General features: G+C 68.7%; 10 protein-coding genes. 5 read left to right on the top strand and 5 right to left on the bottom strand.

Annotated features, from left to right (window positions below; all coding sequences use genetic code 11):
• Window positions 1–20: 20 nt before the first annotated feature.
• The 3 genes from F6B43_RS12690 (at window position 21) to F6B43_RS12680 (ending at window position 2,601) form a co-directional block, all read left to right on the top strand.
• Entirely contained in the window at window positions 21–953 is a 933-nt protein-coding gene (locus tag F6B43_RS12690) for an aldo/keto reductase (protein ID WP_150449278.1), read from the top strand.
• Between the two features lie 49 nt (window positions 954–1,002).
• A complete protein-coding gene (locus F6B43_RS12685; RefSeq protein ID WP_150449277.1) occupies window positions 1,003–2,016 on the top strand; it encodes an aldo/keto reductase family protein in 1,014 nt (337 codons plus the stop codon).
• 108 nt (window positions 2,017–2,124) lie between these two features.
• Window positions 2,125–2,601 carry an NUDIX hydrolase gene (locus F6B43_RS12680; RefSeq protein ID WP_150449276.1) on the top strand — a complete coding sequence of 159 codons (477 nt, stop codon included), beginning with the start codon at window positions 2,125–2,127 and terminating at the stop codon, window positions 2,599–2,601.
• Window positions 2,602–2,686: 85 nt separating this feature from the next.
• Here F6B43_RS12680 and F6B43_RS12675 read toward each other — a convergent pair whose 3' ends face one another.
• The 5 genes from F6B43_RS12675 to F6B43_RS12655 form a co-directional block, all read right to left on the bottom strand.
• Entirely contained in the window at window positions 2,687–4,681 is a 1,995-nt protein-coding gene (locus F6B43_RS12675) for an LPXTG cell wall anchor domain-containing protein (protein WP_150449275.1), read from the bottom strand.
• Between the two features lie 153 nt (window positions 4,682–4,834).
• A complete protein-coding gene (locus F6B43_RS12670) occupies window positions 4,835–5,305 on the bottom strand; it encodes a GbsR/MarR family transcriptional regulator (RefSeq protein WP_246159932.1) in 471 nt (156 codons plus the stop codon).
• 4 nt (window positions 5,306–5,309) lie between these two features.
• A complete protein-coding gene (locus F6B43_RS12665; RefSeq protein ID WP_150449274.1) occupies window positions 5,310–6,932 on the bottom strand; it encodes an ABC transporter permease in 1,623 nt (540 codons plus the stop codon).
• Window positions 6,929–7,834: an ABC transporter ATP-binding protein gene (locus tag F6B43_RS12660; protein WP_150449273.1), complete on the bottom strand. Its 906-nt coding sequence runs from the start codon at window positions 7,832–7,834 to the stop codon at window positions 6,929–6,931. Before F6B43_RS12660 ends, F6B43_RS12665 begins: the two co-directional genes overlap by 4 nt.
• 79 nt (window positions 7,835–7,913) lie before the next feature.
• Window positions 7,914–8,573, bottom strand: coding sequence for a type 1 periplasmic-binding domain-containing protein (locus F6B43_RS12655; protein WP_211368129.1), 660 nt, complete (start codon window positions 8,571–8,573; stop codon window positions 7,914–7,916).
• A 204-nt stretch (window positions 8,574–8,777) separates the two neighbouring features.
• Between F6B43_RS12655 and F6B43_RS12650 the strand changes: the two genes are divergently transcribed.
• A complete protein-coding gene (locus tag F6B43_RS12650; protein WP_150449272.1) occupies window positions 8,778–10,778 on the top strand; it encodes a purple acid phosphatase family protein in 2,001 nt (666 codons plus the stop codon).
• Window positions 10,779–10,874: 96 nt separating this feature from the next.
• On the top strand, window positions 10,875–11,975 hold the full coding sequence (locus F6B43_RS12645; protein ID WP_150449271.1) for a COG1361 family protein: 1,101 nt from the start codon (window positions 10,875–10,877) through the stop codon (window positions 11,973–11,975).
• The last annotated feature ends 7 nt before the right edge of the window (window positions 11,976–11,982 follow it).

Raw genomic sequence — 11,982 nt, 5'->3', positions numbered from 1 at the left:
TCGTCCGTAGGCTGGCCGGCATGAAGAAAATCCCCCTCGGCGCTACCGAGGCCCCCAACGTCGTTCTCGGGTTGATGCGGATCGCCGACAAATCCGACGATGAGATCCGCACCCTCATCGGCACAGCGCGCGATGCGGGAATCGACTTCTTCGATCACGCCGCGATCTACGGCGGTGTGATGCACGGCTGCGAGGCGCGATTCGCCCGCGCGATGCAGCTGAGCCCTGCCGAGCGTGCCGAGGTCACGATCCAGACCAAGGCCGGCATCGTCGGTGAGGGCGGGCCGTACTTCGACTTCTCGTACGAGCACCTGATCGAATCGGTCGAGGGGTCGCTGCGCGCGCTCGAGACCGACTACCTCGACATCCTGCTGCTGCACCGCCCCGACGCCCTCGTCGAGCCGGATGAGGTGGCCAAGGCCTTCGACGAGCTCGAGGCAGCGGGCAAGGTGCGTGCATTCGGGGTCTCGAACCACACGCCCCGCCAGATCGATCTCCTCAAGACTTCGGTGTCTCAACCACTGATCGCCAACCAGCTCCAGCTGTCGATCACGCACGCGCCGATCATCGCCCAGGGCGTGGCCGGCAACATGGCCGGGCTCGAGCAGTCGATCACGCTCGACGGCGGCGGCATCCTCGACTACTGCCGTGTCAACGGCATCACCGTGCAGGCGTGGTCGCCGTTCCAGGCAGGGTTCTTCAATGGCACGTTCCTCGGCTCGGCCGATTATCCCGAGCTGAACGCGGTCATCGACCGGCTGGCGGCGCAGTACGACGTGCCGGCGATCGCGATCGCCACGGCGTGGATCACCCGGCATCCCGCAGACATGCAGGTCGTTCTCGGAACCACGACTCCGCGGCGCGTGGCGGACGCGGCGCTCGGGTCCGACATCCGGTTCACGCGCGCGGAATGGTACGAGCTGTTCCGCGCCGCCGGGTATCGGGTTCCCTGATCCGGGTCAAGTCCAGACGCGGCGTCCCCGGCACGGCTAGCGTTGAGACATGGTCAACTATCGCTTTCTCGGCAACAGTGGTTTCAAGGTCTCGGAGATCACGTACGGCAACTGGATCACGCACGCCTCCCAGGTGGAGAACGACGCGGCGATCAAGACGGTGCACAAGGCACTCGATCTGGGCATCACCACGTTCGACACCGCAGACGCCTACGCGAACACCGGGGCGGAGTCGGTGCTCGGTGAGGCGCTCAAGGGTCAGCGTCGCGAGTCGCTCGAGATCTTCACGAAGGTCTATTGGCCGACAGGTCCGAAGGGCCCCAACGACACCGGGCTGAGCCGCAAGCACATCCTCGACTCCATCAACGGTTCGCTGAAGCGTCTCGGCACCGACTACGTCGACCTCTACCAGGCCCACCGGTTCGACTACGAGACCCCCTTGGAAGAGACGTTCCAGGCCTTCGCCGACATCGTGCGGCAGGGCAAGGTGCTGTACATCGGCGTCTCGGAGTGGACGGCGGAGCAGCTGCGTGAGGGTCACGCGCTCGCGACGAAGCTCGGCATCCAGCTCATCTCCAACCAGCCGCAGTACTCGGCGCTCTGGCGAGTCATCGAAGGCAAGGTCGTGCCCGCGAGCGAAGAGCTCGGCATCTCGCAGGTCGTCTGGTCGCCGATGGCGCAGGGCGTGCTGAGCGGCAAGTACCTGCCGGGGCAGCCGCTGCCGGAAGGATCGCGCGCGACCGACGAGAAGAGCGGCGCCGACTTCATCAAGCGCTTCCTCGACGACGACGTGCTGACCGCTGTGCAGAAGCTCAAGCCGATCGCGCAGGACGCGGGGCTCACGATGCCGCAACTGGCGATCGCGTGGGTGCTGCAGAACCCGAACGTGTCGGCGGCGCTGGTCGGGGCATCCCGTCCGGAGCAGCTCGAAGACTCGGTGAAGGCGTCGGGAGTGACGCTGGATGCTGACACGATGACGGCGATCGAGACCGCGCTCTCGGGCGTGGCCGTCACCGACGCCGACGCGACGTACGAGACCTCACCCAAGAAGCGTGTGGTCTGAGCCCGAGCGCGAACGTCGGAGGATCGCCTGGATGTCGGAGGATTCTGGCCGAATCGTCCGACAACGGCCCGATTCTCCGACGTTCGACATCTCTCTGAGGAGGGTTCCATGCCCGTGACCAGCGCCGGCATCCTCCTGTATCGGCTCCAAAGCGAACCCGAGGTGCTGATCGCCCACATGGGCGGGCCGTACTGGGCGAAGAAGGACTCCGGCGCCTGGTCGATCCCCAAGGGCGAGTACGTCGAGGGTGCGGAGGCGGCGCTGGACGCGGCGCACAGGGAGTTCCACGAGGAGCTCGGCGTCGCCGCCCCCGATGTCCCGTATGCCGAGCTCGGCACGTACACGTACTCGTCGGGCAAGCGGATCGTCGTGTTCGTCGCCGACGGCGCGGGGTTCGAGGCATCCGGATTCACGTTCGGCGAATTCGAGATGGAGTGGCCGCCGCGATCGGGGCGCACGGCATCGTTCCCCGAGGTCGATCGCGCGGAATGGGTGACGCTGGATGCTGCGCGCGAGCGCCTCGTGAAGGGTCAGCGCTCCGCGATCGACGCCCTCCAGTCTCAGCTCGATGCAGCCCTCGGCTGATGCCCCGAGCTCGCACACGAAGACGACGGCGTCCCGATCTCTCGGGACGCCGTCGCCTTTCGCGTGATGTGTCTCGCGTCGGGTGCTACTGCGTACGGTTCCGACGTCGCCGAACGAACACCAGGACTCCGCCCAGGGCCGTCAGCGTCGCCGCGACGACCACGATCGGCAGGACGGCATCGTTGTTGCCGCCGGTCGCCGCCAGACTCGTCGCCGTGGCGCGCGACGCCGGCGTGAGCCCCGCCAGAGCGGGGTCGAAGTCGCCGAGCCCGGTGCCCGGCTCAGCGCCCCCGAGCCCGACGACCGGCTCCTTGTTCGGCTGGATGATCCAGTCGGTGTCCTTGGCAGACGGGAAGCTCGCTGCGACGTCCTTCATCTCGTAGTAGATGCCGTTCTCGAGCACGACGATCGTTCCGACGGTGTCGATCATCATCACGCTCGCCTCCAGCCACCCGAGGTAGTTCGGCGGAACGGGGATGCCCATCTCCGTCGTCGTGGTGCTGGTGGACGCGACGGTCTTGTCGTGGTTATACGCCAGCGACGCCTTGTACTTCGGGCCGAGGCCACCCGGGCCGCCACCCGATTCGACCGAGATCTCGATCTTGAAGCCGTTCGTCTCGGACGTGCTCTCGGACGTCTGCGTGGTGCGGTGCACGACGTAGCCGGGCTCGCCGTTCGGGTTTCCGAACTTCTGCGTGATTCGCTTGGTCTCGCCCGCGCGGGAGGTCACCTTCGCCAGGCTCAAGCCGCAGTCCTCCGGGTGCGGCGTGCACACGCGGTTCACCCTGTCCTGCTGCTCGAGCTCGTGCTGCGCATTCTCGATGACCTGCGTCGCGCGCCTCACTACCGTGAAGTCGGCGTTCCAGTGGCCCCGATCGTCGACCTTCCCGTCGGTGAATCGGCAGTCGAAGGCGCTCACCTTCACCGTCGGCTGCTGCTCGAGCCTGAGCCCGGTGCGCCGTTCGGCCTTCACCGGGTCTTCGTCGTAGATCCCGCACTTCGTCTCGTGCTCGAAGCTCGACGCCCTCTCGCTCTGCACCCAGCCCGCGACCCACAGAGACGTCGGAACCGGAGCGCCGTTGGAGTCGGAGTCGACGATCTTGTAGATGAAGCGCACGCGCGCCAGGTTCTTCCCGCCGTCCTGCTGCGGATCGCCCTCGCGCATCACGACCGAGAAGCCGGTCTGCGAGTTCTTCGCCACCTCCGTCGAGCCGTGCGTGAAGTACGGCAGGCCCGAGCCGGTCTCGTAGTAGCCCTCGGTGAGCGAGACGCGGCCGTCGGTCGTGAGGGTGCCGCTGGCCTCTGCCGCGCGGTTGAGCGACAGGGCGAAGGTCGCCGTGGCGTGCTGGATGCCTTCGTTGTCGGTCGTGAATCGGGGAACGCTGCCATCGCAGATGAAGGGACTCGGCGAAGGGGTGACGCCCCCCGCGCGCGGGTCCCCCTGGTACACGGTGCACACGGCGGACGGACTCGAGCCGTTCACCTCGATCCGCGTCGTGACCCAGTATCCGGTCGGCGTTCCCAGCATCGCGATCTGGTAGACGGCTCCGCCGCCGACGCCCGAGGCCTGCCTCGCGGGGCCGTTTCCGTAGGTGCCCCACGCCTGGAACACGTCCGGGGTGCTCGCGGTGAGCTCGGCGGGGATCGTCGACTGCTTCCACGGCACGGTCCCGTACGCGGTCCCCCCGGTCAGCGTGACGCGCGAAAGGGTGAAGCCGGCCGAGATCTCGCCCCGGAAGTTCCCGGAGTCCGGCCAGTCGCTCCCCGCGTCGACGAGCGCAGCGGCGGTCGGTTCGGTCGCGTCCGCCTCCTGCACCACATCCGTCTCCGACGTCGATGCCGCGGGCGCGGGCTCTGTCGCGGTCTCCCCGGCCGCCGCTTCCGCATCCGTCGCCTCGACCGATTCCGTCGGGCTCGCCGCCGGATCCGGAGACGCCGACGGCTCTGTCGGTGCGGAGACGGCCGGGCTCGGGTCGTCCCCGGATTCCGCTGTCGCGGCAGACGCCGCCATTCCCGTATGAAGGATGAGGGTGCTCGCAATCGCTGCGACCCCCAGCATCCCGACAACTCTCTTCATCATCACTTCGTCCTCGATCACTTTTCGTGGTCGGTGGCGAGCACGCCCACCCCAGATGGCCGTGGTCACGGCCTCCTCCAGCCTGCGGGCGCGCGTGGCGGCGGCCCATAGACCTACATCCCCTATCGGATGGATGGGTGAGCGGATGCTGTCGGGTCAGCGCGGACGGTGCGCGCGCTGCGCCTCCCACTCGTCGACGAGCTGTGGCATGCGGGCCGACATGAACCGGAAGAACGCCGCCATGTCGGCGGCGCGGGCCCGCGCATCCGGATCGTCCTCCTGCTCGTCGCCGATCCGCTCGATGAAGCCGGCCAGTCTGTCGTACAGCGGGGCGTTACTCGTCATGACGCCGTACCAGACGTCGTGGGCGAGTTCGTAGCGATCGCGGCGATCGCCGGCGCGTGACATCCGGTGCACCATCCGCAGCGTCTGCAGGTAGCGGACCGCACCCGACACCGCCGCGGCGCTCACTCCCAGCCGGTCGCCGAGCTCCGCGGCGGTGTAGCCACCGGCGGGCGCGGCGATCAGGGCCATGAGCGTGCGCGCGGGCATGCGAGGCATCCCCGCAGCCGTCATCATCGCCGCGGCCTGCTCGGCCGGTTCGGTCCCTCGGTGCGCGTCGCTCACAGGGCTATCCTGCCGGAGCGAGTTCGCGACGGCGCATGAGGGCGAGCGATGCCGCCGCACCGGCGATGGCCACCGCCACGAGCCACCAGAACCCGCGCAGGTCGATCCCGGTATCGGTCGTGACCTGCGGCGTGACCGCGATGGGCGCGAGGTCGACCAGCCACGACGGGAAGCCGAAGAGCGGGCCGAAGAGCCCGACGATCGTTGCGAGGGCGACCAGCCCCCAGCCCACCGCGATCGTCGCGCGCGGTGCGAGCACGAAGACCAGCGCGGTCAGCGCGAGGAACACGGATGCCGCAACCCCCTGCCCACCGCCGACCACCGCGACATCCCGCATGAGTGACCAATCGCCGCGCTGCGAGGCGATCCCGAGTGCGGCGCCCGCGATCGCGGCGGCCACGACCAGCACGATGCCGACGAGCGCGACGAGCAGGTAATCGCCCAGCCAGCGCACGCGGCCGATCGGCGTGGACAGCAACGGCTCCGCCGTGCCGCTCGCCTCCTCCTGGCGGGCACGGATGACCACCTGCACCGCGCAGCAGCCCGCGAGCACACCGAGGAGCGTGAAGAACACCGCGACGGTCGCTCTGGCGAGGTCGGCGTTGCCCCCGAGCGCGACGAGGATCTGCTCGACCGCAGGATTGTCGCCGCTGATCGAACTGACCACGGATGCCAGTGCGGTGGAGAGCATGCCGGTGAGAAGCCCCCCGATCGCCCAGCCGATGAGGGCACCCGTCGACAGGCGCCGGACGAGGGCGGTCGGCGAGCCGAGCGCCCTGGTCGCGTCGGCGCGGCCGCGGCGCTCCGCGATGAAGCTCTGACCGAGGTCGCGCCCCGACTGGAGAACGACCGAGATCGCGCCGAGGACGACGCCGACGGCGAGACACAGCGCGATCGGCCACAGCTCGTCGTCGGCGTAGGGGCGTACGTTCTCGCCCCATCCGAACGGCGAGAGCCAGGCCAGCCATGAGCTCTCCATCCGCTGGAGATCGGCGCTCGGTGAGCCGAGCGCGTTGCCGATGCCGCTGAAGAGGAACGTGATCAGCACGACCCACACCGCGAGCGAGTTCGCCGCGCGCGACGTGCGCATGAGCTGCCCGGCGACGAGGCCGACGCCGAGGAACGAGACACCGACCGCGCCGACGGCGACGCCGGAGACCACTGCGCCCTGGGCACCGGAACCGGTGCCGAGGAGCGCCAGGATCGTGAGCGCCGCGAGCACGGCGTTGGCGATCAGGCCGTGGATGATCGTGGCGATCAGCGGCGTCGTGCGGCCGGCGGGTGTCGCGGCGACGAGCTCGGCGCGCCCGAGCTCTTCATCCATGCGCGTGTGCCGGACGGCGAGGAACGTGCTCATCAGCGCGGCGAGGAACGCGAGCCACGGAAAGATCAGGAACAGCATGAACGCACCCTGATCCGGGCCGGAGGGGAGGCCGCGGAAGAGCAGGATCACCGGGTTCGCGATCGCCGCGGCGAGGAGCGAGGCGCGATCCTGTTCCGTGCCGTACGACTGGGCGACGCCGACGTACGCGAGGTAGGCGAGCAGGGCGGTCCCGATCGTCCAGATCAGCAGCTGACGCCAGTCTCGGCGGAGGCGCTGACGCAGGATCGCGCCGAGTCCGCTCATCGCCGGGCCTCTTGCCCGTAGTGGCGGAGGAAAAGCTCTTCGAGCGAGGGCGGCTCGATCCGCAGGCCCTCGACGCCTCGACGAGCCAGCTCGGGAAGCGCGGATGCCACGGCATCGCTGTCGATCGTGAACTTCGCCCGGCCGTCCTCGACGGTCAGATCGTGCGCGTTCGGGATGCCCGCGGCCGTCGATGCGTCGGTCGCGACGAACGACACCTCGGTGCGGGTGAGGTGTCGCAGCTCCGCGAGCGTTCCGGTCTCGACGATCTTTCCCGCGCGGATGATCGACACGCGATCGCACAGCTGCTCGACCTCGGAGAGGATGTGGCTCGAGAGCAGGACGGTGGCCCCGGCATCCCGCACGCGTGCGATCTCGCGACGGAACATCACCTCCATCAGCGGATCGAGCCCACTCGTCGGCTCGTCGAGGATGTAGAGGTCGGCCGGCACGACGAACGCGGCGATGAGCGCGACCTTCTGCCTGTTGCCCTTCGAATACGCGCGGCCCTTCTTTCGCGGGTCGAAGTCGAACGTCTCGAGCAGGCGCGCCTTCTCGGTGCGGTACGAGTTCTCGTGGGTCAGCGCCCCTCGGAGCCGGGCGAGCAGATCGATCGCTTCGCCGCCGCTGAGGTTGGGCCACACGCTGACATCTCCCGGTACGGAGGCGATGCGACGGTGGACGGCGACGGAGTCGCGCCACGGATCGAGACCGAAGACGGATGCTTTGCCCGCGCTGGGTCTCGCCAGCCCGAGGAGGACGCGGATCGTCGTGGACTTGCCCGCGCCGTTCGGCCCGAGGAAGCCGTGCACCTGGCCCTGCGCGACATCGAGATCCAGCCCGTCGAGGGCATGCGTGCTGCCATAGCGCTTGACGAGGCCGCGGGTGCTGATGAGGGGGGACATGCGCGTGACGATACGCCGATTTCATGAATTTGTGAATGCTGTGCAGGCACCACTCGCTCTCGATCGACCTGACGGCGCGTCAGTCGATCCAGAGGACGATGCCGGTCATGCCGTGCAGGACCGCGGCGACGCCGGCCCGCACGGCAGCGGCGCTCCGCTCCGGCGTGAAGGTCGCTTCGTCGTAGGCGGATGCGGCGCCCAGGCCTTCGCCGCGGAAGGAGGCGCCCGTCCAATCCACCGCCGTGACGTTATGGGTCGGCTCGGCGAGCTCCGCTCCGAGGACGAGGAACTGCCGATCGAGGTGATTCGGGGTGACGGCCGCGAGGGCGTCGATCAGGCTGTTGCCGCCCGTCACGATGAGATCGGGGTTCTCGTCCATCGCCGCGACGATGCCGTCGATGTGGTCATCGGCGGCCGAGACCTCGCGCAGATCGGCACCGTTCTCGCGCGCCCAGGTGCGCACGGCCTCCGAGATCGTCGCGGTGGGGGCGTCTGCATCGGCGGTCAGGAGTACCACGCGCATGCCCGGAGAGGCCCGCACGTCGTCCCACGAACCGGACGCGGGAAGGATCGTGGCCTCGGGGCTGGGCGTGGCGGTCGGCACGAACCCCGCCCCGAGGGTTCCGACCGGAGTAGGCGCCTCGTGCGGCTGCGACCAGTCGCTCGCGCACCCGGAGAGGAGGAGCGCGCAGAGGAGTCCGGTGGCCAGGCACGACGCGGCCAGATGACGAGAGCCCACGGGGTCCTTTCGTGCGGGGAGGCGCGCGGGAACGAGCGCATACCCAGCATCGCGGCATCCCGCTGTCTGGGGAGATGATCCGGCCGCTCCTCGGGGAGTGTTCCGCGGGTAGTTCGTTGTAGCGAATCAACCGTTTGCCCGGAGTTCACCTGGGGCCCAGAGGTTTGACAGGCCACACATAGGCACCCGAGAGATTGGAACCCGATGACCTCCCCCCGTGCTGACGCACACACCCCGCGGCACCCGCGCCGCTCGATCGCGTGGCTCACAGCCGCCGCGGTCTGCGCCACCGTCGCCTTCGGCGGAGTCGCCTTCGGCGGCGTCGTCGCCTCGCCTGCCACTGCCGCCGACCAGGCCAACCTGACCGGCATCATCCTCGGTGTCGGTGCAGACGAGTCCCAGCGCATCGTCACCTGGTACTCGTCCGCCGACACCGCCCAGAGCGTGCAGCTCGCCCCCACGTCGCAGCTCAACGCGGGGCAGTTCCCCGCAGGCGCCACCGCGATCGCGGCCACCGGCTCGGCGAACATCGCCACCAGCGGTGGGTTCAACCGGCACGCCACGCTCTCCGGTCTCTCCGAGAACACCGCGTACTCGTACCGGGTCGGCTCCGAGGGGAACTGGTCTGCGACGTACGAGTTCAAGACGCAGTCCTTCGACGGCGCCTACGACTTCCTCTTCTTCGGAGATCCGCAGATCGGATCGTCGGGCGACCTCGCGAAAGACGGCGCCGGCTGGAACGACACTCTGAACGTCGCGCTCACCGCCAACCCGAATGCCGAGATCCTCGTCTCGGGCGGCGACCAGGTCGAGACGGCCAACACCGAGTCGCAGTGGGACGCGTTCCTCGCACCGGAGAAGCTGCGTCAGTACCCCTGGGCGGCGACGATCGGAAACCACGACGTGGGTGGCAAGGCCTACGAGCAGCACCTGTTCACGCCCAACACCGACCGCTCGGGCGCTCTCTACGCGAACGGCAACCCGTCGTCGAACACCTCGGGCGGCGACTACTGGTACATCTACAAGGACGTGCTGTTCATCGACCTCAACAGCAACAGCTACCGGACCGCATCCGGCGGCGGGGGTGACGCCGCCCACGTCGCATATGTCACGGATGTCGTGAACCAGCACGGCGCCGAGGCGAAGTACACCGTGCTCGTCTACCACCACGCGATCTACTCGCCTGCCGACCACGCGAAGGACAGCGACAACAAGATCCGTCGCACCGACTTCCCGACCACCTTCTCGAACCTGGGTGTCGACCTCGTCCTGCAGGGTCACGACCACAGCTACTCGCGCAGCTACGAGATCAAGAACGGCGAGAAGGCCAACCCAGCCGAGCAGCCCGGTCAGGAGGACGTATTCACCGGCCCCGGCGGCGTGGTCTATGTGACGGCCAACTCGGCGTCCGGCTCGAAGTACTATGACATCACGGCGCCCGACTCCAGCGGCACGAGTGGTGCCGGAAACGGAGCGGACCCCCTCAACCCGGGCAGCTACTGGTACAACTCGGTGCAGAACCAGGAGCACGTGCGCACGTACGTCAAGGTTCAGGTCAAGAGCGACCAGCTCGTCGTCCAGAACATCCGCAGCGGCACGTGTGCGGCGCCGAACGCGGCCGTCGAGCTCAACAAGGTCCCGTGGTGCGGGCCCGACAGCGGCGCGACCGCGGCCCACCCGGTCGGCTCGATCGTCGACTCGGTCACCATCCACCCGTACCACGGCGAGGGTCAGGAGATCCAGGTCACCGTTCCGACGGCGGCTCCCGGTGAGTTCGGCTGGACGATCGACGGGCGCAACAGCCTCGTCGACCTCGGCACGGCCGTCGAGAACGGCGACCACTTCGACGCTGCCGGTCAGATCAACCCCATCACCGTCACCGACACGCGGCGATCGCTGACGCCGTGGTCGATCTCTGCGAGCGTCGGCGACTTCCGCGACGGCACGCAGACCTTCCCCGGTAAGTACCTGGGCTGGACGCCGAAGGTGGTTCTGGCCGGCGGTGGTGCGACCGCCGGTCAGTCCATCGGCTCGGGCTACTTCTCCGGCGACGGCCTGGCCGTTTCGCGGCAGCTCGGTTCGGCTGCGCAGGGACACGAGCGCGGCACAGCCAAGCTCGGCGCCGACCTGGACCTGAAGATCCCGGTCTCGGTGGGCGAGGGCAGCTACCGCGCGACCATGACGATCACCGCTCTGAGCAACTGATCGACAACTCCTGAAACCCGCGGGGTGGGCGCCGAGAGGCACCCACCCCGCGGGCGCACGCTCGAATCCGATCGACTCACCCGAGGAACCCCACACATGCGCACCTGGTCACCTGCCAGCATCCGGCGATCGGCGATCGCCCTCCTATCCGTTTTCCTGATCGCCGCCGGCTTCGTCGTCGGCTCAGCGGGGCTGGCCCACGCCGAGGACGTCACGTGGACGGTCAGGACATCGTCGAACTCCCTGGGGGCCGACCGGACCAACTACGCGTACTCGATCAATCCCGGCAGCTCGGTCGACGATGCGATCGTCATCGCGAACCACGGCGGAATCGCGGTAGACCTCTCGGTGTACGCGGCGGACGGCTACACGACCGACAGCGGCGAGTTCGACGTGCTCGTCGGCGGCGCGACCTCGGCTTCGATCGGAGCCTGGGTGCATCCGAAGATCGATCGACTGACGGTCGGCCCCGGCGAGAGCGTCGAGGTGCCCTTCACCGTCCAGGTGCCCGACAACGCGACCCCCGGCGACTACGCCGGTGCGATCCTCACCTCGCTCGTGGCCCCCGACCAGGCCAGCGGCATCAGCGTCGACCGCCGCCTCGGCATCCGCATGGGGCTCCGCGTCGGAGGCGAGCTGGCACCGTCCCTCGCCGTAGAGAACCCCCAGCTCGCGTGGGACGGCGGTCTGAATCCATTCGCCGGGGGCACCGCGACGCTGTCATACACGATCCACAACACCGGCAACACGATCGTCTCGGCCGATCAGGCGGCCGCCGTCACGGGTCCCTTCGGCTGGCTTCGCACCGACGCGGCCGACATCGCCGCACCGCCGAAGCTGCTCCCCGGCGAGAGCTGGGACGTGTCGATTCCCGTAGGCGAGGTCCCGCCGATGTTCTGGCTGACCGGTGCCGCGACCGTGATCCCCGTCGTGACCGACGCGTCCGGATCCACGACGGCCCTCGCGCCGGTCGAGGCGAGCGCGGGCGGGTGGGCCGTGCCGTGGATGCTGCTGCTCATCGTCGTGCTCATCGCGGCGGCGATCGTGCTGACGCTGGTCCTCGTCCGGCGCAGCCGCCGACGCAGGACCGAGCGGGAGGACGCTCGCGTTCAGGAAGCGGTGGAGCGGGCCCTGAGCGAGAAGGGAGCCCTCGCGGGCGAGCGAGCGGACAGCGCGGAACTTACTCCTCGCGTCTAGCGTGTAT

Source organism: Microbacterium rhizomatis (assembly GCF_008710745.1).
In the GTDB taxonomy this organism is placed as follows: Bacteria; Actinomycetota; Actinomycetes; order Actinomycetales; family Microbacteriaceae; genus Microbacterium; species Microbacterium rhizomatis.
This window is presented reverse-complemented; position numbering and strand designations above follow the sequence as displayed.